Annotated in this window: 21 protein-coding genes; 6 read left to right on the plus strand and 15 right to left on the minus strand. The window is 63.1% G+C overall.

The genetic code is table 11. From position 1 onward, the window contains the following. Positions 1–15: 15 nt before the first annotated feature. The 3 genes from AB5Y64_RS18275 to ilvG are packed head-to-tail and all read right to left on the minus strand — an operon-like array spanning position 16 to position 2,873. Positions 16–960: a branched-chain amino acid transaminase gene (locus AB5Y64_RS18275; protein ID WP_039039680.1), complete on the minus strand. Its 945-nt coding sequence runs from the start codon at positions 958–960 to the stop codon at positions 16–18. A gap of 12 nt (positions 961–972) precedes the next feature. Further along, positions 973–1,230: an acetolactate synthase 2 small subunit gene (gene ilvM, locus AB5Y64_RS18280; RefSeq protein ID WP_010676086.1), complete on the minus strand. Its 258-nt coding sequence runs from the start codon at positions 1,228–1,230 to the stop codon at positions 973–975. Next, entirely contained in the window at positions 1,227–2,873 is a 1,647-nt protein-coding gene (ilvG, locus tag AB5Y64_RS18285; RefSeq protein ID WP_039039681.1) for an acetolactate synthase 2 catalytic subunit, read from the minus strand. The genes ilvM and ilvG overlap by 4 nt, the downstream gene beginning before the upstream one ends. 384 nt (positions 2,874–3,257) lie before the next feature. Here ilvG and AB5Y64_RS18290 point away from each other — a divergent pair, with 384 nt between their 5' ends. From AB5Y64_RS18290 to AB5Y64_RS18300, 3 genes are all read left to right on the plus strand, one after another. Next, positions 3,258–4,775, plus strand: coding sequence for a YifB family Mg chelatase-like AAA ATPase (locus tag AB5Y64_RS18290; RefSeq protein ID WP_039039682.1), 1,518 nt, complete (start codon positions 3,258–3,260; stop codon positions 4,773–4,775). A 132-nt stretch (positions 4,776–4,907) separates the two neighbouring features. After that, positions 4,908–5,807 (plus strand): acyltransferase, encoded by a 900-nt coding sequence (locus AB5Y64_RS18295; RefSeq protein WP_039039683.1) that lies wholly within the window; start codon positions 4,908–4,910, stop codon positions 5,805–5,807. A gap of 7 nt (positions 5,808–5,814) precedes the next feature. Next, a complete protein-coding gene (locus AB5Y64_RS18300; protein ID WP_039039684.1) occupies positions 5,815–6,771 on the plus strand; it encodes an acyltransferase in 957 nt (318 codons plus the stop codon). Here AB5Y64_RS18300 and AB5Y64_RS18305 read toward each other — a convergent pair. Both AB5Y64_RS18305 and AB5Y64_RS18310 read right to left on the minus strand, forming a co-directional pair. Continuing rightward, complete coding sequence (locus AB5Y64_RS18305) at positions 6,717–7,202, minus strand: DUF523 domain-containing protein (RefSeq protein WP_039039685.1); 486 nt, start codon at positions 7,200–7,202, stop codon at positions 6,717–6,719. The genes AB5Y64_RS18300 and AB5Y64_RS18305 overlap by 55 nt on opposite strands. 76 nt (positions 7,203–7,278) lie before the next feature. Beyond that, entirely contained in the window at positions 7,279–7,929 is a 651-nt protein-coding gene (locus AB5Y64_RS18310; RefSeq protein WP_039039686.1) for a DNA mismatch repair protein MutT, read from the minus strand. A gap of 74 nt (positions 7,930–8,003) precedes the next feature. Between AB5Y64_RS18310 and AB5Y64_RS18315 the strand changes: the two genes are divergently transcribed. Then, positions 8,004–8,639 carry a nicotinamidase gene (locus AB5Y64_RS18315; RefSeq protein ID WP_039039687.1) on the plus strand — a complete coding sequence of 212 codons (636 nt, stop codon included), beginning with the start codon at positions 8,004–8,006 and terminating at the stop codon, positions 8,637–8,639. 101 nt (positions 8,640–8,740) lie between these two features. Next, positions 8,741–9,919, plus strand: a complete 1,179-nt coding sequence (gene pncB / locus AB5Y64_RS18320) for a nicotinate phosphoribosyltransferase (RefSeq protein ID WP_010676094.1) — start codon at positions 8,741–8,743, stop codon at positions 9,917–9,919. A gap of 74 nt (positions 9,920–9,993) precedes the next feature. Here pncB and AB5Y64_RS18325 read toward each other — a convergent pair whose 3' ends face one another. From AB5Y64_RS18325 to rph, 9 genes are all read right to left on the minus strand, one after another. Next, the gene (locus tag AB5Y64_RS18325; RefSeq protein WP_010676095.1) at positions 9,994–10,602 is read right to left on the minus strand and encodes a thiol:disulfide interchange protein DsbA/DsbL; all 609 of its coding nucleotides are present in this window, start codon (positions 10,600–10,602) and stop codon (positions 9,994–9,996) included. Between the two features lie 209 nt (positions 10,603–10,811). Then, positions 10,812–11,801, minus strand: a complete 990-nt coding sequence (locus AB5Y64_RS18330) for a serine/threonine protein kinase (protein ID WP_039039688.1) — start codon at positions 11,799–11,801, stop codon at positions 10,812–10,814. A gap of 74 nt (positions 11,802–11,875) precedes the next feature. Continuing rightward, positions 11,876–13,324 (minus strand): cytochrome c oxidase accessory protein CcoG, encoded by a 1,449-nt coding sequence (gene ccoG, locus AB5Y64_RS18335; RefSeq protein WP_010676097.1) that lies wholly within the window; start codon positions 13,322–13,324, stop codon positions 11,876–11,878. A 197-nt stretch (positions 13,325–13,521) separates the two neighbouring features. Beyond that, positions 13,522–13,785 carry a YihD family protein gene (locus tag AB5Y64_RS18340; protein ID WP_039039689.1) on the minus strand — a complete coding sequence of 88 codons (264 nt, stop codon included), beginning with the start codon at positions 13,783–13,785 and terminating at the stop codon, positions 13,522–13,524. A gap of 30 nt (positions 13,786–13,815) precedes the next feature. Further along, positions 13,816–14,970: a diguanylate cyclase gene (locus AB5Y64_RS18345; RefSeq protein ID WP_039039690.1), complete on the minus strand. Its 1,155-nt coding sequence runs from the start codon at positions 14,968–14,970 to the stop codon at positions 13,816–13,818. Positions 14,971–15,123: 153 nt separating this feature from the next. Beyond that, positions 15,124–15,513 (minus strand): Cu(I)-responsive transcriptional regulator, encoded by a 390-nt coding sequence (gene cueR, locus AB5Y64_RS18350; RefSeq protein ID WP_010676100.1) that lies wholly within the window; start codon positions 15,511–15,513, stop codon positions 15,124–15,126. Then, positions 15,510–17,939 (minus strand): heavy metal translocating P-type ATPase, encoded by a 2,430-nt coding sequence (locus AB5Y64_RS18355; RefSeq protein ID WP_039039691.1) that lies wholly within the window; start codon positions 17,937–17,939, stop codon positions 15,510–15,512. Before AB5Y64_RS18355 ends, cueR begins: the two co-directional genes overlap by 4 nt. Positions 17,940–18,118: 179 nt before the next feature. Further along, complete coding sequence (gene pyrE, locus AB5Y64_RS18360; protein ID WP_010676102.1) at positions 18,119–18,772, minus strand: orotate phosphoribosyltransferase; 654 nt, start codon at positions 18,770–18,772, stop codon at positions 18,119–18,121. A gap of 83 nt (positions 18,773–18,855) precedes the next feature. Beyond that, on the minus strand, positions 18,856–19,572 hold the full coding sequence (gene rph, locus AB5Y64_RS18365; protein ID WP_039039692.1) for a ribonuclease PH: 717 nt from the start codon (positions 19,570–19,572) through the stop codon (positions 18,856–18,858). Between the two features lie 146 nt (positions 19,573–19,718). On the opposite strand from rph, the gene AB5Y64_RS18370 reads away from it, so the two are divergent. Beyond that, positions 19,719–20,582: a YicC/YloC family endoribonuclease gene (locus AB5Y64_RS18370; RefSeq protein ID WP_010676104.1), complete on the plus strand. Its 864-nt coding sequence runs from the start codon at positions 19,719–19,721 to the stop codon at positions 20,580–20,582. Between the two features lie 183 nt (positions 20,583–20,765). Here the strand turns inward: AB5Y64_RS18370 and AB5Y64_RS18375 are convergent, their stop codons facing one another. Next, entirely contained in the window at positions 20,766–21,644 is an 879-nt protein-coding gene (locus tag AB5Y64_RS18375; protein WP_049636086.1) for a DMT family transporter, read from the minus strand. Positions 21,645–21,706 lie beyond the last annotated feature (62 nt).

The raw sequence follows: 21,706 nt of genomic DNA on the forward strand, positions 1-21,706 counted from the left end.
GCCTCCCCGCTATCATCAGTCGTTGACCGGCGTCAGCCAGCCCCACTTGTCTTCGGTCTTGCCGTTGAACAGGCCGAAGAAGGCGTTCTGCAACTGCTCGGTCACCGGGCCACGGCAACCGGCGCCCACCTTCATCCGATCCACCGAGCGCACCGGGGTCACCTCGGCGGCGGTGCCGGTCATGAAGATTTCGTCTGCGACGTACAGCGCTTCACGGGGCAGCGCCTGCTCGCGTACCTCGTAACCCAAGTCGCGCGCCAGCGTCATGATGGTGTCGCGGGTGATGCCGGGCAGGATGGCGGCGGTGGCGGGCGGTGTGAACAGCACGCCGTTCTTCACCAGGAACAGGTTCTCCCCCGCCCCTTCGCTCAGATAGCCGTTCACATCCAGCGCCAGCCCCTCGGCGAAGCCGTTGCGCTTGGCCTCGCGGCTGATGAGCTGGGAAGAGAGATAGTTGCCCCCCGCCTTGGCACCGGTCGGGATGGTGTTGGGAGCGAGCCGGTTCCAGGAGGTGACGCACACATCCACCCCGTTTTTCAGCCCCTCTTCTCCGAGGTAGGCGCCCCAGGGCAGGGCCGCGACCATGAGGTCGGCCTTGGCATCCAGCGGCGGATGCAGCCCCAGCCCCACGTTGCCGACAAAGGCCAGCGGGCGCAGGTAGCCGCTCTTCAGGCCGTTCTCGCGCACCACGGTGCGGCAGGCTTCATTCACTTCGGACTCGCTGTAGGGGACGTCCATCCAGTAGATCTTGGCGGAGTCGAACAGGCGGCGGGTGTGCTCCTGCAGGCGGAAGATGCAGGTCCCCTTGGGAGTGTCATAGGCCCGCACCCCCTCGAACACCGAGGATCCGTAATGCAGGGCATGGCTCATGACATGCACCTGGGCATCCTGCCAGGGGACCAGCTTGCCGTTGAACCAGATGTATTGAGGGTGGGCGGCGGATTGGGAAGGCTGTGACATTGGCTTGGCTCCTTAAGCTCTGATCCGGGGTTGCTGTTCCAGTGCATCGACCCGGGAGACATCCACCAGCTTCACCAGCTGGCTCCACAACTGCTGGATGGGACGTACCGATTCGACAGTAACCGTGATCCGCAGCTGTTGGCAATCCTGCTCCATGTTGAGGGCGCAGAGATTGAAACCGCGGTGACGGACCACCCGCAGCACCCGCTCCATCACTTCGGGTCTGGGTTGGGCATGGATTTCCAGGGTGCTGGTATTGAGCTGGTTCATGGGCGTTGCTCCATCATCTTGTGGTTGGCGACTCCTGGCGGCACCAGGGGCCAGACATTTTCTTCCTCTGAAATAGCCACATGCAGCAGATAGGCACTCTCGCTCGCCAGCAGGCGATCCAGTGCCGGACCTATCTCTTCCTTGCATGTGATGGTCTCGCCGGGGATGCCGAAGGCGGCAGCCAGGGCGACGAAATCGGGGTTGTCGGACAGATTGGTCTCGCTGTAGCGACCGTCGAAGAACAGCTCCTGCCATTGGCGCACCATGCCGAGGCGCTGGTTGTCCAGCAGCACCATCTTCACCTTGAGCCGGGCCCGGCGGATGGTGCCGAGCTCCTGCACGTTCATCATGAAAGAGCCGTCCCCGCTCACCAGCACCACCTCGTCATCGGGGCGCGACATCTTGGCGCCGATGGCGGCGGGCAGGCCGAAGCCCATGGTGCCGAGGCCGGCACTGGACAGGTGGTTGCGCGGGCTGGTGAAACGCATGTGCTGGGCCACCCACATCTGGTGCTGACCCACGTCGCAGGCCACCACGCTGGTGTCAGGCAGCTGGCTTGAAAGCTCTTTGAGCAGGGCCGGGGCGTAGATGGCCTGACCCGGATGGTCGTAGCGGAAGGCGTATTCCCGAGCCATGGTGGCGCAGTGCTCGCGCCAAGGGTCGAGGGTCAGCGTCATCGCCAGGGCGGGCAGCACACGCTTGAGATCCGTGGTGATCCCCACATCGGCGGCGCGACGCTTGCCGAACTCGGCGGCGTCCACATCCAGGTGGATCACCTTCGCCTCGGGGGCAAACTCTTCCAGCTTGCCGGTCACCCGATCATCGAAACGGGCGCCTACTACCACCAGCAGATCGCACTGCTGTACCGCCAGGTTGGCGGCCTTGGTACCGTGCATGCCGAGCATGCCCAGATAGACGGGGCTGTCGGGGTCGAGGGCACCTATCCCCTTGAGGGTGGTGACCGCCGGCATCCCCGTGGTGGCGGCAAAGTCGCGCAGCTGCTGCTCGGCATTGGCCATGCCCACCCCACCACCGACGTAGAGTACCGGACGCTCGGCACCGGCCAGCAGGGTGCGGGCGACCGTCAGCTCGGCCGGATTCAGGGGCTCGGGTTCCTCCACGGCAAACAGCGGGCTTTGAGAAGGAACGGCGGCCAGCTGCACATCCTTGGGCAGGTCGATGAGCACGGGACCCGGACGCCCTTCGGTGGCGATGGCGAAGGCTTCGGCAATAACCCGTCCCAGATCCGCCGGGTCAGTCACCATGAAGGAGTGCTTGGTGCAGGAGAGGGACATGCCGAGCACGTCCACTTCCTGAAAGGCATCGGTACCGACGGCGGCGCAGGGCACCTGGCCGCTGATGGCCACCAGCGGTACAGAGTCGAGCAGTGCCTCCGCGAGGCCGGTGACCAGATTGGTGGCGCCGGGGCCAGAGGTGGCGATGCAGACCCCCACCTGACCGGAAGCGCGGGCATAACCCACCGCGGCCATGGCGGCCCCCTGCTCGTGGCGGCAGAGCTGATGGGCCAGGCCACCGTCATACAGGGCGTCGTAGACCGGCATGATGGCCCCGCCCGGGTAACCAAACACCTGGGTCACACCCTGTTTCTTGAGAGCCTGTACCAAAAACTGCGCGCCGTTCATGTGGAAAATCCTGTCCTTTGGTCGAAAAAAAACCCCCGGGCCGTGAGGCTCGGGGGTCGCTTGTTTCGTTCTGTCCGGTGGTGGGTCTATCCCTTGTTCCGTGCAGCCAAACGAGCCCCGAGCGGTGAGATAATAATCACCACTAGGACCACAATAATGCTGACGAAACGGGAGGCCATGTTCATAGTTACAACCGGAAATCCTGTGAAATGGGAGCGGAGCTTGCCGCGAATGGCTATTAGAACTAGCACGGTGATTTTTATTGGGCAAGCACTTTTTACCTGACAAGACTCTGATTTTAACTGCTCTGAAACCTGACAACTGGAACAAAAAACTAATAAAAAACGGTTAACCAGCATATACATCAAACCAAGGACGGTATTTATGTCATTAGCTGTTGTTTATAGCCGTGCCAGCCTGGGGATAGCGGCGCCGCAAGTCACGGTGGAGGTGCACCTCTCCAACGGCCTGCCCGCCTTCAACATGGTGGGGCTGCCGGAAACCTCGGTGAAGGAGTCGCGGGATCGGGTGCGCAGCGCCCTGCTCAACGGCAATTTCGAGTTCCCGAGCAAACACATCACGGTCAACCTGGCCCCTGCGGATCTGCCCAAAGAGGGGGGTCGCTTCGACCTGGCCATCGCCATCGGCATTCTCGCCGCATCCAAGCAGATACCCGCAAGATACCTGCTCGATCACGAATTTTTAGGGGAATTGGCCCTGACGGGCGAGATCCGCCCCGTGCTTGGGGTGCTCCCCTCGGTGCTCGCCTGCCGCGACGCAGGGCGCACCCTGCTGGTCCCACGGGAGAACGGTCCGGAGGCTTCCCTCATACAGGATGCCGAGGTGCGCACCGCCCACCAGCTGCTGGCAGTCACCGCCTGGCTGGCGGGCCAGTACGAACTACCGCTGCCGGAACCCCAGAGCGCGGAGATCCTGCCCGACGTGCCGGATCTGCAGGATGTGATCGGTCAGTCCCAGGCGAAGCGGGCGCTGGAGATCGCCGCAGCTGGCAGCCACAACCTGCTGTTCATCGGCCCCCCCGGCACCGGCAAGAGCATGCTGGCCAGCCGTCTGCCCGGCATTCTGCCACCGCTGAGCGAACAGGAGGCGCAGCAGACCGCCGCCATCCACTCCATCGGCGGCCTCACCCCCCGCGCCGGCCACTGGCACCACAGGCCGTATCGCACGCCCCATCACAGCGCCTCGGCGGTGGCGCTGGTGGGCGGGGGTACCCATCCCAGGCCTGGCGAAATTTCCCTCGCCCACAACGGGGTACTGTTTCTGGATGAACTGCCGGAGTTCGAGCGCAAGGTGCTCGACTCCCTGCGCGAGCCGCTGGAAACCGGGCACATCACCATCAGTCGTGCCGCCCGCCAGGTGGATTTTCCCGCCCGCTTCCAGCTGGTGGGTGCCATGAATCCCAGCCCCTGCGGCCATTATGGCGACGGCCAGACCCGCTCCAGCCCGGATCAGATCCTGCGCTATCTGGGCAAGCTCTCCGGCCCCTTTCTCGACCGGTTCGATCTGACGGTAGAGGTCCCGCTCTTGCCCAGGGGGAGCCTGACCGGCAAGGCGGAGCGGGGGGAATCGAGCCAGCAGATACGCGAACGGGTGCTGGGGGCGCGAGAGCGCATGCTGAGTCGCAGCGGAAAACTCAATAACCTGCTGGATAGTCGTGAAATCGAAGATGTTTGCAGATTATCGCCACAGGATGCCGAGTTTCTGGAAGGTGCCATCCAGAAGCTGGGGCTCAGCATCCGGGCCTGGCACCGCATCCTGCGGGTATCGCGCACCATCGCCGATCTGGCGGGGCACGCCACCATCGAGAGAGCCCATCTGATCGAAGCCCTGGGCTATCGTGCCATGGACAGGCTGTTGTCGCGGCTGCGCGGGGGCCAGTGAGCGGGGGAACGGCAGCAGCCACCACCCGACTCGGAAAGGGCGCCACCATGGTCTAGTCGTGGGCCGGCTGATATTATGGCAACAGATCTGACCACTTGGTTGCCATCCACCGATACGAAGACGGATTCCACCATGCCCAACAAGCTGATAGAGCGACTGCGCGGCAGCCTCTCGACCCTGCTCTATTTCATCAACACCCTGTTCTGGTTTGTCCCCGTCCTGCTGCTTGGCCTCATCAAGCTGCTGCTGCCCTTCAAGGGGGCGCGACGTCTCTGCAACACACTCCTGGACGGCTGCGCCACCCACTGGATAGGTTTTAACAATCTGATCCAGAAAACCATCATCAACACCCCTTTCGATGTGGTCGGAGTGGACAAAGGGCGCCGGAATGAGTGGTATATGGTGATTGCCAACCACCAATCCTGGGTCGACATACTGGTATTGCAGCGGATTTTTAATCAAAAAATCCCCTTCCTGAAGTTTTTCCTCAAGAAAGAACTGATTTGGGTACCTTTTCTCGGTCTGGCCTGGTGGGCGCTGGATTTCCCATTCATGCGGCGTTATTCCCGAAAATTTCTGGAAAAGCACCCGCATCTGAGGGGAAAAGACATAGAAACCACGCGCAAGGCGTGTGCCCGTTTCCGCCATATGCCGGTGAGTGTGATGAACTTCGTGGAAGGGACCCGCTTCACCGTCGGCAAGCACGACAGGCAAGGGGCACCCTATCGTCATCTGCTGCACCCGAGAGCAGGGGGCATCGCCTTCACCCTGGCGGCCATGGGGGATCAACTGCACAAGCTGGTGGATGTGACCATCGCCTATCCCGGCGGCGTCCCCAGCTACTGGGACTTCATGTGCGGTCGGGTCAAGGAGATCAAGGTTCGGGTCCGCTTTCTGCCGATCGAACGCAATCTGGTGGGGGATTACTTCAATGACCCCGAGTTCCAACAAGAGTTTCAACAGTGGTTGAACGGGATCTGGCACGAGAAGGACCAGACCCTGGATAAGCTGCTGGCGGACAAGACGCAGTAAGACACTCATGCCAAACCTGCTCCCGGGCCCCCTGGTGCTGTTCATCAGCGCCGGCCTGACCATACTGTTTACCGCCCTGTGTGCCAGCCTGATCCTGCTGGTTTCTCTGGCCAAACTGCTGCTGCCCGTGCCGGCCTTTGGTCGCGCCTGCAGCCGGCTCAACAATCGCTTCATGGGCCTGTGGCTCGGTTGCAACGCCCTGGTGATCCGCCTCACTACCCGCATAGACTGGCAGATTGAGGACAATACCCGGCTGCGCAAGGATGGCTGGTATCTCATCATCAGCAACCACATGAGCTGGACCGATATCGTGGTGCTCGGCCACCTGTTTCGCAATCGGCTGCCGGTGCCCAAGTTCTTCATGAAGCACGAGCTCATTTACATACCGCTGCTGGGGCTCGCCTGCTGGGGGCTGGACATGCCCTTTATGCGCCGCTATTCGAGAGAGTTTCTGTTAAGAAATCCGCATCTGCGGGGCAAGGATATCGAGACCACCCGCAACGCCTGCGAGAAGTTTCGCCACATTCCCACCACTGTCATCAACTTCGTGGAGGGGACCCGCTTCACCGATCAGAAGCGCGAGGCCGCCCGCTCCCGCTATCGCCATCTCATGCCCCCCAAGGCGGCAGGACTCGCCTTCACCCTGGCAGCCATGGGCGATCAGTTCGACAGCCTGATCAACGTCACCATCAGCTACCCGGACAACCCCGACACCCCCTTCAAGGATTTCCTGATGGGGAAGATGAAGCGCATCCGGGTGCGGATCGAGGAGCTGCCGGTGGACGAGCAACTGGTGGGGGATTACTTCAACGACAAGCAGTTCAAACGCGGTTTCCAGGAGTGGCTGAATGCACGCTGGAAGGAAAAAGACGAGGTGCTGGCGCAGTGGCAGGCGGCCGATGCGGCGGCTCAGACCGATCCGCAGGCAGCCAAGGCGAGCGCCGAGGCCAGCTCGGGCAGCTGATCCTCGCTGAACACCCCGATGCCGTGGCGGCGCAGCAAAGCCGTGGTCTTGCCCTCTCCCGCCAGTGAAACCCCTTCGAAGCGGCCATTGTAGATGCGGCCGCTGCCGCAGGAGGGGCTCCCCTCCTTCAGAAGGGCGAAGCGAATGTCCTGCTGCTGACAGAGGGCCAGCGCAAGGGCAGCGCCCCGATCGAACTCCTCCGTCACATCCAGCCCGCTTTCGGTAACCACCCGCTCCCCCTGGCGCTCGGCAGGGGGGCGTGGCGTCGGCAGGCCACCCGCCACCTCGGGGCAGAAGGCCAGTGCACGTCCCTCGGCTCCCAGCGCCTGCAGCCAGTCGCTGACAATCCCCTTGCTCTGGCCGTCGTAACGCACCGGCTGACCCAGCAGGCAGGCGCTCACCAGCACCTTGTGCATTCCCGTCTCTCCCATGTTTTCACTTCCTGTGTGAGGTGCCAGTGCACCAGACCCGCTATGGGGCGACAATCCGGCTTTCGCAGACATCGGCTTATGCTTCCGCACCGTGCATCACCTGATCGAACATGACGCAGCAGGGGGTCTCCAGCCGATAGAGGATGGCGGGACGTTGCTTGCCGGTGCGCTTGCGTCCTGTGTCCACCAGGATGTCGGCACGGTGGAGCCGCTTGCGAAATGCGGCCGTGTTCATGGGGGTCTGCAGGACGATCTCGAACGCCCGTTGAACCTCGGAGAGGGTGAATTCTGCCCCCAGCAGATGCAGCGGCAGGGTGCTGTAACGGCTCTTGATGCGCAGCCGCTCCAGCCCCATGGCGACCAGCTTGCCGTGATCGAAGGCGAGTTGCAGGCCGGGCAGATCGTCCAGAGGATGCCAGCGACCGCGCACCACCCCCCCATCGGGATCCGCCAGACAGAGATAGACGAGGGTGGTGGACCAGCCGCGGGGATCCCGCTCCAGGTTGCCGAGGGTACAGACCTGCTCGCTGTAGCAGTGCTCCAGCCCCCACTCTGCCAGCAGGCGATGGCGAGCCGCGTCCAGATCCCGATCCCGGGTCTCGTCGATGCGCAGGGCCGGCAACTGCCAGCAGTGGGCAAAGGGGGGGCGATCCCGGGTCTCGAGAAGCAGCTCGAGCCGCTCCTCGCGCAACCGCAGCACCACCATATCCAGACTCATTCTCGGCATCCTGGTCGACCTGCTCGCCTTCTAATAATGTTTGGTAGATAATATCACAAGAATATTATGTGAAGGAGCCATCCATGGGAATCATCGCCAGCCTGGATATTGATGCGCAGAAGGGATTCACCCCCCTCTGCCCGAACGAGCTGCCCGTCGCTGGCGGGGATACCATAGTGGCGGCGCTCAATGCCCAGGCTGCCCTCGCCACCCTGCGAGTCGGCAGCAAGGATGCCCACCCTGCGAACGCCCCCTGGGTGGTGACCGAACCCGGCGCCATGTTGCAGCCCCTTGCACTGGCGAATGCCGATCTCACCTGGCCGGCCCACTGCGTGCCCGGCACACCTGGGTTCGAGCTGCTCGACGGCCTGCCCTCCCCCATCGACTACGACTTCTTCGTCTGGAAGGGGGTCGAGCCGGATCTGCATCCCTATGGCGCCTGCTATCACGACCTGGCAGAGCGGCGCAGCACCGGGCTCATCGAGTTTCTGCACGCCCGCGGCGTCACTACCGTGCTGGTCGGCGGTCTCGCCACCGACTACTGCGTCAAGACCAGCGTGCTGCAACTGCGTCGCGCCGGTTTCCGGGTCATCGTCCACCTCGACGCCTGCCGCGGCATCGCCCCCGAGACAATCGACCAGGCCCGCACCCGGATGATCGAGGCCGGCGCCGAGCTGGCCCAGACCCTGGCCGACATTCAACGCCTGCTGGATGCCTGATATGCCTTCCATTTTCCACTGCCCACCCGACACCGGCGCCCACCCGTCACAGATGCAGCCAGAGTGCGTTGCCCGCGCAGCACTCATCACAGGAGCCTGATATGCCTCCCATCCTCCACAGCCTGCTCGACACCGATGCCTACAAGCTGCACATGCAGCAGGCGGTGTTCCATCGCTATCCGGATGCCGACGTCGTCGCCGAGTTCCACAGCCGCAACGAAGAAGATCTGCTGCCCATGATGGGCCAGATCGAGGAACAACTGCGCCTCGCCGGCTCCCTGCGCCTGACCCGGTCCGAACTCGACTTTCTGGCCGAACGCCCCTTCTTCACGCCCGACTACCTGGACCACCTGCGCCGCAAGCCGCTGGACGCCTCCCTGCTCAAGGTGTTCGAGCAGGATGGCCGCATCAATGTGCGGGTCGAAGGCCCCTGGCAGGACGTGATCCTGTGGGAGATCCCGGTGCTCGCCATCATCAGCGAGATGCGTAACCGCTTCCGTTATCCCCAGTTCGGTGTCAGCCAGGCACTGGAGCGGCTCGATCAGAAGATCGACAAGCTGGAGCGGGAACTGAGCCGGGAGGAGATGAGCGAGTTCAACCTCATCGACTTCGGCACCCGTCGCCGCTTCTCCCTCGCGGTACAAGACGCCGTGGTGGGTCGCCTCAAGGAGCGGCTGCCGGCGTTTCGCGGCACCAGCAACTACCTGCTGGCCCAGAAGTACCGGTTGCCCGCGGTGGGTACCCAGGCTCACGAGTGGTTCCAGGCCCACCAGCAGCTCGGCTTCCCGCTGGAGCTCAGCCAGCGCGCCGCCCTCACCAGCTGGCTGGACGAATTCACCAACCACCTCGGTATCGCGCTCACCGACTGCATCACCATGGATGCCTTCCTGCGTGACTTCGACTTCGAGCTGGCGAGCCGCTACCAGGGGCTGCGCCACGACTCCGGCGATCCCGTGGTATGGGGCGAGAAGGCCATCAGCCACTATCAGCGGCTCGGCATCGACCCTGCCGAGAAGACGTTGGTCTTCTCCGACGGGCTCAACCTCGACAAGGCCGTCGAGCTGCTGCGCCACTTCCGTGGCCGCATCAACACCAGCTTCGGCATCGGCACCAAGCTCACCTGCGATCTGCCCGGCGTCAGCCCGATGAACATCGTGTTCAAGCTGATGGAGTGCAACGGCGGCCCGGTCGCCAAGATCTCCGACAGCCCGGGCAAGACCCTCTGCCGGGATGCGGACTTCATTCGCAACCTCAAGCAGGCCTTCCACGTCGGGGTCTGAGTCAGGCCCGCGAGATGCCAAACAAAAAGCCCGCCGGTTTGCACCGGCGGGCTTTTGTATCGACTCAGGAATGATCAGTCCTTCTTGGCCAGCAGGAATTTCACCAGCTGGTTGAACTGCTCCTGGGAAGTGATGGATTCAATCTTCACCATGTATTTGCCGTTGACCAGGAAGGCCGGCACACCGCGCACATTGTAGCTCTCGGTGTTGCGATCGAACTGGGAGACCATGCCGGAGACGGCGAAGCTGTCGACGGCACCGTCGAACTCCTCGGCCGGCACGCCATTGTCCACGAAGACCTGCTTCACGTCGGCACGGCTCTGGGGGATCTGGCGCTGGGTGTGGATCTTGTCGAAGATGGCCGGGGTCAGCTTGCCTTCCACGTTCAGCAGATTGGCGACGGCGTAGGCACGCTGCATCTCGGGGCCCATTTCACGGCCCAGGAAGGCCACCGGGTTCTTCTTCATCGGCACGCCTTCCGGCAGGCTCTTCTTCAGATCCTCGGCAATCGGCTCGAACTTGGCGCAGTGCGGGCAGAAATAGGAGAAGAACTCCATCACTTCCGGCTGGGCGCTGCCGGTCTGGCTGACCACGTCATAGTTGACACCTTCCTTGAATTGCGGGGCGGCGTGAACCATGGGGATCATCAGCATGGCAGCGAGGAAAAATAGTACTTTTTTCATGACGTTTCCTGTTAAGGGATCACTGTGAGGCACGCCCGGCGAACCGAAGCAGTCCAAGCCTATTGCCTCACCCTCGTGCCGTCAATGGCAAAGGCAGACAGGCGGGACCGCCATCCCGCCTCCCACGGGCACCTTGCCGCTGTGGCAATGGTGCGGGCGACACCACCAACGGACGCCCCGTGGCGTGGCGATCTGCCGGGTTCGCGCCCCTACCACTGCGGCATCAGGCTGAGCGGCGGGGCCTTCAATGCCTCGAGCTGATCATGCAGGGTCGCAATCTGCTGGCGCCAGTAGTGTTCGGTGTTGAACCAGGAGAAGTGGCGGGGGAAGGCGGGATCTTCCCAGCGTCTTGCCAGCCAGGCCATGTAGTGGACGATGCGCATGGCGCGCAGCGGCTCGATGAGCGCCAGCTCCCGCGGGTCGAACTCCATGAACTCCTCATACCCCGCCAGCAGGGTATCGAGCTGGATCTGCTGCTCATGACGCTCCCCGTTCAGCATCATCCAGAGATCCTGGATGGCAGGGCCGGTGCGGCAATCGTCGAGATCGACAAACAGGGGGCCGTCACGCCACAGGATGTTGCCCGGGTGGCAGTCCCCATGCAGGGAGATGCGCGCCACATCCAGGGTCATGGCGTCGCATACGTGCCGGATCAGCTCATCCAGCACCCCGAAGAAGGACTTGGCCAGCCCGCTCGGCAACCACTCGCCTGCCGCCAGCAACTGACGCGGCTCGTGCAGCATGCTCTCCACATCCAGCGGAACCCGGTGATGAAAGGCATGGCTGGCACCGACGCTGTGGATGCGACCGAGGTAACGCCCCACCCACTCCAGCTGGTCCAGGTTGTCCACCTCGAACTGACGCCCCCCAACGCTCTGCCAGATGGCAAACGGGTAGCCCTGATGCTCCAGCAGGGTCTCGCCGGCAAAGGCAATGGGAGCGGCGACCGGGATCTCAGCTTCACAGAGGCGAGCGGCAAACGCGTGCTCTTCCAGGATCTGGGCCCGGCTCCAGCGACCGGGGCGGTAGAACTTCACCACGTAGCGACGGCGATCCTCATCCTGGAACTGATAGACGCGGTTCTCGTAACTGTTGAGCTCGATAAGGCCGGAGTCGATGCGCAAGCCGCTGAGATCGATGGCATCCATGATGAGATCGGGATTGAGGTCGGAATAGTTGAAACGCATGTCATCCACCATAGAAAAGGGGCGCTGTTGCGCCCCATTCTATCACCACTGTCTGCCGTTGCCGTGCATGGCGGTGCGCCTTGCCGTCACAACCTGCTGATAAACTTGCTCGGTTGGCGCAAGGTCCCCTTGCTGTCATCCGGCGCCGCGCCTTCCCGCTTGAGCACGAACTGGACGTCCAGAGTGGGCCGCTTCAGGTTGAAGGGATCCACCGCCAGGCTCACCGGCAGGGTATAGATCTCGCCCGCCTTCAGTGTCACCTCGCGGGGTCCGAACCACTGGTACTCCGGCAGCCCTTCCACGTCCAGCCGGTAGGTCTGGGAGTTCAGGGTCTTGTTGAGGATCTTCAGGGTATAGGTGTTCTCGATGAGCCCTTCACTGTTTTCCCGGAACAGCTGGTTGCGATCCCGCAGGATATCGAGCCCCATGGGCATGATGGACATGGCGTTATAGACGAAGACCCCCAGCATGACGACCATCACCAGGCCATAGCCAATCAGCTTGGGCCGCGCTACCTGGGTTTCACTGTGGGCCAGCTTGTGCTCGGTGGTGTAACTGATGAGCCCCTTCGGATACCCCATCCGCTCCATGGTCTGATCGCAGGCGTCGACACAGGCGCCGCAGTTGATGCACTCGTACTGCAGACCGTCACGGATGTCGATGCCGGTCGGGCAGACCTGCACGCAGAGGTCGCAGTCGATGCAGTCCCCCAGCCCCAGAGCCTTGGGATCGGCCTTGCGACCACGGGCGCCGCGGGTCTCGCCACGCTGGCTGTCATAGCCGACGATGTAGGTGTCCTTGTCGAACATGGCGGACTGGAATCGGGCATAGGGGCACATGTGGATACACATGATGGCGCGCATCCAGCCGGCGTTGCCATAGGTGCAGGCGGCAAAGAACAGCACCCAGAAGATGACCCAGCCTCCCGCCTGCAGGGTGAAGAAATCGGGCACCAGGTGGAAGACATCCTGGAAGTAGGCGACAAAGGTCAGCCCCGTGCCCAGCGACAGCAGGATCCAGGCCAGGTGCTTGGCGCCCTTCCGGGCCAGCTTCTCGCCGCTCCAGGGTGCCGCATCCAGCTTGCGACGCTTGTTGGCGGCCCCTTCCAGCTTCTCCTCGAACCAGATGAACAGGAAGGTCCACACCGTCTGGGGACAGAGGTAGCCGCACCAGACCCGGCCCAGGAAGGTGGTCACGAAGAAGAGGGCGAAGGCCGCGATCATGAAGACCCAGGCCAGCAGGGTGAGATCCTGCGGCCAGATGGTGGCACCGAAGATGTGGAACTGCTGGTGCTCCAGATCGAACAGCACCGCCTGACGGCCGTCATAACGCAGCCAGGGCAGGAGGACAAAGAGCGCGACGAAGAACCAGCCCATGGCCTTGCGCACCCGCTGCCAGTAGCCGGTCTGGGAGCGGACATAGATGCGGTTGCCGGGGTTGAACCTGTCATCTCCCGCCTTGAAGGTGTTGGGATTGAAGGTCCCGGTGACGTCACCGGTCACATCCTTGATGTCGATCTTGTCCTTGTCGGCCATTGCAACACATCGCTCCACTCATATTGTTATGAAAGCGATTATATCTTAAACAACCTGCTAATTGTGTGGGTTAAATGTATCTATAGTTCGAGTCCCGTCGCAATTTCAGGCAACAAAAAAGGCCCATAGCCAGTTGACTATGCGCCTTTTCACAGATTCTCTTGAAACCTTTCTCTGATGGCGATGTGACGGCCGGATTACTTGATGCCGCGTGCCTTGAGCAGGGCCTCCTTGAAGTCGGGCACGTGATCCTTGGCCAGCCCCGGGATCATCGCCTGCTTGTCGGATTCCCGCATCTTGAGGTGGTAGATCAGCATGTCGTCGGTCAGTGCGGACAGGGGACCGTCAAATCCCGCCTCCTTGGCCAGTTTGGCAACAAACTGCACCAGGCTGAGATCCTGCTCCTTGATCCAGGCAGGCTGCAGCAGTTCCAGCAGCTCTTCGATACGATGACATTGCATAGACGACCTCTTTAATCTGTCTTGTGAAACTCAGGCAACCTTACCCATCAAGGCTACTTCGATACGATCCCGGCCATTATGCTTGGCCTGATAGAGCGCCGCATCCGCTTTCTGGATAAGCTCGGCAATGGAGTGATGCTGATCCGGCACCAGGGTCGCCACCCCGAAGCTGCAACTGACCCGCCCCGAAACCCGGGATTTGTGGTGGGGAATGCCGAGGGCTCGCAACGAGGTACGCACCTGCTCGGCGATCTGCATGGCCCCCTGCAAGGTGGTGCAGGGCAGCAGCAGGGCGAACTCCTCTCCGCCGTAACGGGCAGCGAGATCGTCTTCCCGCCGCAGCACTTCGGCCAGCAGGCTCGCCACCTGTTGTAGGCACTGGTCCCCCACCTGATGACCATAGTGATCATTGAACTGCTTGAAGTAGTCCACATCCACCAGCACCAGAGAAAGAGGCGCCCTGGCACGGTGGCAGCGACGCCAGGCGCGCGCCAGGGAGTCGTCGAGATGGGCCCGGTTGGCGATGCCGGTCAGACCGTCGAGGCGGGACGTGAGCTTGAGGTGCTCGGAGACCGCCTTCAGCTCGGCCACCAGATCCGCATTGGAAAAACTGTGGTAGAGAGAGGCCACCTGATCCCGCCGCAGGCGCCGCAGCAGGGTCGGCAGAAAGACGAACAGATACCCCGCCAGCATGCAGGAGACGATACGCTCCTGGGTGTTGCCGCCACTGAGCTCGAACAACATGGCAAACCCGAGGGGCAGCACGGCCCCATAGAGGGTACGACGGCTGCCGAACAGCATGATGGCGCTGCCGGTCAGGATCAGGCTGGAGAGCATCATCATGGCGGCACGATAGGTGTCGGGCAGCTTGTCCATATAGAGCAGCACGCCCAGTGCCCAGACGATGGAGGTGATGGTCACCCCGACAAAGAGTTCGCGCTCGAGCACCGGCAGCGGAAGCTCCGCTAGCCTGGGCTGGCGCCAGCGCAAATGCCACCAGCGCCCCAGCAACAGCAGCAGGACCAGACCGAGCCAGCCCAGCGACTCGCTGGCCGGCAGGTAATCGTGGAACAGCAGGCTCCAGCTGATCGCCAGCAGCCCCAGGCAAGGCAGGCTGAAGGAGGCGTGGGTATAGAGCTGGACCATGATGGCCCGCCGCACCTGATATTTCACACTCTGTGTCAACTGGGTACTCCCTGTACAAGAGCCGCACAGTTTAACACTCCCCTTTCCTGCTCAACAATCAATCGACCGCTATTAAGCTGCCACTCAGCGCGTCCTCTCCCGTACAGGCCCCGACAGACCCTTTTCTACAGGGCCGAATGGCGCAACCCTCCCTCACCCTTTCTCCAGCTCGTCGAGGATGGGGCACTGGGGATTCGCATCTCCGTGACAGCAGCTCACCACCTCCTCGAGGGCGCTGAGCATGGCTTGCAAACCGGCGATGCGGGAGCGCAGATCGACGATTTTCTCCTGGGCCAGCTTCTTCACCTGGGCACTGGTTCTGTGCTCGTCCCGATAGAGCGCCAGCAGCTCCTGACACTCCTCCAGATTGAAGCCGGTCTCCCGCGCCCGCTTGACGAAGCGCAGCTCCCGCAGGGAGGCATCCGTATAACTGCGATACCCGTTGTCGCTGCGCACTGGCGACGAGATGAGGCCGATGCTCTCGTAGTAGCGGATGGTCTTGGCGGTCAGGCCGGTGGCCTTGGCGACCTTGCTGATGTTCATGAATGACTCCTTTGGGATTCAGATGCACGCAGGCTGCCCGCCCGGGGCTGCCAGCGCTTCAATAACAGGGAATTGCTCAAGACGGTGATGCTGCTCAGGGCCATGGCCGCCCCCGCCAGCTCGGGGCTGAGGTAACCCAGCGCCGCCAGCGGAATGCCGATGATATTGAACACGAAGGCCCAGAACAGGTTCTGCTGGATGGTGCGCCAGGTCGCCGCCGAGATATCGATGGCATCGGCCACCAACCGCGGGTCGGATCGCATCAGGGTGATGGAAGCGGTCTCCATCGCCACATCGGAGCCGGAGCCCATGGCGATGCCGACATCCGCCGCCGCCAGCGCCGGGGCGTCGTTCACCCCGTCCCCCACCATGGCCACCAGCCCGCGGGTTTGTGCCCGCAGCGCCGCGACCTTCTCCACCTTGCCGGCCGGCAGTACGGAGTCGAAGGCCCCGTCCAGCCCCAGCTTGGCGGCGATATGGGCCACCGGCGCCGGCGCATCGCCGCTCACCAGCCAGCTGGCGATGCCGCGCTGGCGCAGGGTGGCGATGGCTTCCGGGCTCTCGGGGCGCAGGGTATCAGCCAGCGCCGCAATGCCGGCCACCACGCCGTCGATGGCCACCCAGACCCGGGTCGCACCGTCAGCGGCTTGTTCATCCTGTTGTGGCAGCTCAATGCCGAGCTGGGCCAGCAGAGAACGATTGCCGATGGCGACCCTGTGGCCCGCCACCTGTCCGACAATGCCGGCACCGACCCGCACCTCGACAACTTCCGGCTGGGGCAGCATCGCCTCTTTGCCGACCGCCTCGCGCATGGCCAGCGCCAGCGGGTGTTCGCTCGCCTGCTGCAGGGCGGCGGCCAGACGCAGCTGCTCGTCGTTGCCGCTCCAGCTCGCCAGTACCGGCCGGCCCTGGGTCAGGGTGCCGGTCTTGTCGAAGATCAACGCCTTGATGGCGTGGGCCTTCTGTAGGGTATCGACATCCTTGATCAGAATGCCGTGGCGCGCCGCCACCCCGGTACCGGTGACGATGGCCGCCGGCGTTGCCAGCCCCAGCGCACAGGGACAGGCGATCACCAGCACGGCCACCGCCGCCAGCAGCGCCTGACCGAAGTCGTTGCTGATGGCGTACCACACCAGCAGGGTGAACAGGGCGATGGCCATCACCACCGGCACGAACACGGCGGAGACCTTGTCCACCAGCTGTTGCAGCGGCGCCTTGCCCATCTGGGCGTTCTCCACCAGTGCGATGATCTTGCTGAGGCTGGAGTCCTCCCCCACCGTAGTGGCTTCAATTTCCAGCACGCCGGAGCGGTTGATGGCGCCGCCCAGCACCTTGTCGCCCTCGCCGCGCGGCACCGGCAGGCTCTCGCCGGTGAGGATCGACTCGTCCAGCTCGCTCTCGCCGCTCGCGATTCTGCCGTCCACCGGCACCCGCTCCCCCACCAGCACCTGCAGCCTGTCGCCGCGCAGCACCTCGTCGATGGCGACGATCTGCCAGCGCTCGCCGCGCCAGACGGTGGCGGTTTCCGGCCGCAGCGCCATCAGTTCGCGAATGGCGGACTGGGTGCTGCGTCTGGCCCGCGCTTCCAGCAACTTGCCGAGGGAGATCAGGGTAATGATGATGGCGCTCGCCTCGAAATAGAGCTTGCCGCTGGCAGCCATCCCCAGCGTCAACAACAGATAGAGACTGTAGAAGTAGGCCGCGCTGGTACCGGTCGCCACCAGCACATCCATGTTGGCGGAGCGGTTCTTGATGGCGAGCCAGGCGCCGCGATAGAAGCGGGCCCCGATCCAGAACTGCACCGGGGTGGCGAGCAGCAGCTCCAGCCAGGCGGGCAGATGCCAGGGCAGCAGACCGGCCATGGCCAGCATCCCCACCAGTAGCGGCAGGGTCAGCAGGGCCGAGACGATGACCCGGGTTTGCGCCTGATGGGCAGTGGCGGCCTCCTGCGCTTCCCGCTCCAGCAACTGCTGACGGCGGCCGCTGGCGGAACCTTGCGCCAGTTGGGCGCCAAAGCCGAGGGCTTCGATCTGCTCGCGCAGGGCGGCGGGCGTCTGCATCCCGGGTACCAGCACGATACGAGCCTGCTCGATGGAGAAGTTGACGTCGGCGGAGATGACGCCGGGCAGCGCCGCCAGCATCTTGTTTAGCCGCGCCGAACAACCGGCGCAGGTCATGCCGCTGATCTGGAAGGAGATCGTCTCATGGCCGAAGCCATAGCCCTGGGCCTTGATGCTGTCGAGCACCTCGGGCAGGCGATCGCTGCTGGCAAGCTCGATGGCCGCCTGCTCCAGCGCGAAGTTGACGCTGGCCTGCACCCCGTCGAGTTGATTGAGGGCGGCGGTGATGCGGCTGGCGCAGTTGGCACAGCTCATGCCGCTGAGCGGCAACTGCAGATGAATGGGTGATTGAAGATGAGTGCTCATGTTGTTCCTCCCCGGAACCCGTCGGCACCACAAAACGCCGACTGGCAAACCCTAACCTTTACTGTAAGGGTAAGCTCAAGCCACATGATCCACTTTTTGCAGATGAAAAAACGGCGCCCGTTTGCTGCCAGAGAACAAACGGGCGCCGCCTTCAACTATTGCGCGGTATACGCGGCGACTCAGATACCGTACTGGGCGCGGTAAGCCTTCATGGCGGCCAGTTGCGCCGCCAGCTCCGGCTGTTCGGCCTGCTTCTCTTCCAGATACTGGATCAAGTCGCTCATCTGGATGATGGCGATGATGTGAGCGCCGTAGTCACGCTCCACTTCCTGAATGGCGGAGAGCTCGCCCTTGCCCTTCTCCTGACGATCCAGCGCGATCAGCACGCCAGCCAGGGAGGCACCGTTGGCCTGGATCAGATCCATGGATTCGCGGATGGCGGTGCCGGCAGTGATGACATCGTCCACCAGCATGATGCGCCCCTTGAGCGGGCTGCCCACCAGATTGCCACCCTCGCCGTGATCCTTGGCCTCCTTGCGGTTGAAGCACCAGGGCACGTCCACGTCGTGCTGCTCCACCAGCTGCACCGCGGTGGCGGAGGCGATGGGGATCCCCTTGTAGGCCGGGCCAAACAGCACGTCGAACTCAATGCCGGCATCCATCAGGGCGGCGGCGTAGAAGCGGCCGAGACGGGCCAGATCGCGGCCGCTGTTGAACAGGCCGGCGTTGAAGAAGTAGGGGCTTTTACGACCGGATTTCAGGGTAAATTCACCGAATTTGAGGACCTGTTTCTCTAGGGCGAACTCGATAAATTGACGCTGGTAGGCTTTCATTCTGGCTCCTTGCTTGGCTTGTCGTTGTCTTGTGTGGGGGTATAAAAAAACGCGGTCAATGCCGCGTTTTTCAAATCAGAAATTCAGGAGAGCGCCTGCTTCTGCAGCGCTATGATGTCGGCGATGCCGCCCTTGGCCAGCGCCAGCATCTCCAGCAGCTCCTCGTGGGTGAAGGGTTCGGCCTCCGCGGTGCCCTGCACCTCGATGATGCGACCATCTTCGGTCATCACCACGTTCATGTCGGTCTCAGCGGCGGAGTCTTCGATGTACTCCAGATCGCAGATGGCCTCCCCTTCGAACATACCGACGGAGACGGCCGCGATCATCTGCTTGAGCGGACTCTGTTTGAGCAGCCCCTTCTCCACCATCCAGTTCAGCGCATCCACCAGCGCCACGCAGGCCCCGGTGATGGCGGCGGTGCGGGTACCACCGTCGGCTTGCAACACGTCGCAGTCAACGGTAATGGTGTGCTCGCCCAGGGCACTCAAGTCCACCGCCGCGCGCAGGGAGCGGGCGATCAGACGGGAGATCTCCAGGGTACGGCCGCTCTGCTTGCCGGAGGCCGCTTCGCGGTTCATCCGGGAGTGGGTGGAGCGCGGCAGCATGCCGTACTCGGCAGTGACCCACCCCTGCCCCTTGCCTTTGAGGAAGCGCGGCACGCTGGTGTCGACGCTGGCGGTGCAGAGCACGCGGGTGTGGCCGAATTCCACCAGCACGGACCCTTCAGCATGCTTGGTGAAGTGGCGGGTGATGGTTACCGGACGCACCTGGGCGGCGCTGCGATCGCTGGGACGGGACATGGGACTGACCTCTGGGCTGGCTGAATTGGCGCAGGAGTATAAGCGATCGCTACTCAAATATCAGCCGCTAAAACCACCTCGTCGGCTGACGGAGCAGGCCTGGCTGAGTATACTGGCCGCACACTTCATCAAGCCCGGAACAATCAATGATTCACAGCATGACCGCCTACGCCCGCAAGGAACTCAAGGGCGACTGGGGCACAGCCGTTTGGGAAATTCGTTCGGTCAACCAGCGCTATCTGGAGACCTACATTCGCCTGCCGGAACAACTGCGCAGCCTGGAGCCGGTTCTGCGTGAGCGCTTCCGCGCCAAGCTGCAGCGCGGCAAGGTGGAGTGCAACCTGCGCTTCGAGGCCGCCCAGGCCGCTGCCAGCCAGCTCCACATCAATGAAGAGCTGGCCAAACTCATCATCGAGAGCGCCAACTGGGTGATGAAAGAGGCGGGCCAGGGTCAGCTCAACCCGGTGGACGTGCTGCGCTGGCCGGGCGTCATGGCTGCCGCCGAGCAGGACATGGACGTGGTCGCCACCGAGCTGATGGCCGGCTTCGACCTGACCATGGAAGACTTCCTCGCCTCCCGCGCCAGCGAAGGGGCCAACCTCAAGGCGCTGATCGAACAGCGTCTGGCCGGCATCCAGGTAGAAGTGAAGAAGGTGCGCGAGCACCTGCCGCAGATCATCGAGTGGCAGCGCCAGAAGCTCACCGACCGGCTGGCCGAAGCCAAGGTGGAGCTGGACCCGGCCCGCATCGAGCAGGAGATCGTGCTGCTGGCCCAGAAGATCGACGTGGCCGAAGAGCTGGATCGCCTGGAGATGCACATCAGCGAGACCAACAAGATCATGAAGAAGGGCGGCGCCTGCGGCCGTCGTCTCGACTTCATGATGCAAGAGTTCAACCGCGAGTCGAACACGCTGGGCTCCAAGTCGATCAACGCCGAGGTGACCCAGTCCGCCGTCGAGTTGAAAGTGCTCATCGAGCAGATGCGCGAGCAGATCCAAAACATCGAGTGATCCCCCTCATCGATGCACCAGCCCCCGCCACCCGGGGGCTTTTTTATGCTCGTTTCCCGCAGCGCTCAGCCGCCTGACTGATGGCAGCCCCAAGCAAAGGGAGCCCGACATGTACCATCACGCAAAGAGGGTCTGCCATGCAGACCCTCTCCTTCTTTTCTATGCATCCCCCACCCGCGCAGGCTAGACCGGTGACTTCAGCCTTCGGCTGCGCAGCAGCAGGGGAAGCTGGTAGAGCACCAGGGCGCCCAGCACCAGGCCGGCGCCGGCCAGCTTGGCGGGGCCCAGGGGTTCGTCATAGAAGAGGGTGCTCAGGATAAGAGTCCAGACCGGTTCGAGCAGCATCAGCAGGGCGGCGTGGGCCGTGGTCATCCGGCTCAGGGCGTGGGTGAGCAGCCAGTAACGCAATGTGGTGGCGATCAGGACGCTGGCCGCAAACCAGCCCCAGATACCAGTGCCGATGCTGGCGGGCCACTGCTCGGTCAGCAGGGAGAGCAGGGTGCCGAGCAGTCCGGTCACCGCCAACTGGATGCAGGTGAGCCAGGTAGGAGGGATGGACTGGGCGAAGTGGCGGTGCACCGCGAGCTGGACCCCCAGGGTTGCGGCCGCCGCCAGAAACCAGAACAGGGAGAGCGACACACCCCAGTGGGTGCTGCTGGAGAGCAGCAGCAGGCCAGCCACGGCGACGGGCAGGGTGAGCCAGTAGTGGCGGCCGGGTCTGGCCTTGAAGGCGGCCCAGGCGGCGAGCGGCGCCATCAGGGTGGCCACGCTCATGATGAAGGCGCCGCTGCCGAGGGCATCGCTCTGGCTGATGGCGGTAACCCAGAACAGCAGGCTGGCCCCGAGCAAGGTGCCGCACCCGGCGGCGCGCAGCAGTTGTGAGCCACTGGGGGGCGGCTCGCGCAACCAGGCGAGCGGCAACAGCAGCAGGGCGGCCAGCAGGAAGCGGCTGCCGATAAAGGCGGCGGTGGGCAGTTCACGAATCGCCTCTTTCGAGAAGAGCCAGCCAGCGGCGGCCAGCAGGGTGACCAGTATCATCAACAGCAGGGGAGCGCGGTTCATCGGAGCATCACAGGGTCAGGGGCAAAGGGAAGAGCATAAAGGAAAGGGACGCGGATTGTCTC

This window comes from Aeromonas sp. R5-1 (assembly GCF_040908265.1).
GTDB lineage: Bacteria > Pseudomonadota > Gammaproteobacteria > Enterobacterales > Aeromonadaceae > Aeromonas > Aeromonas caviae.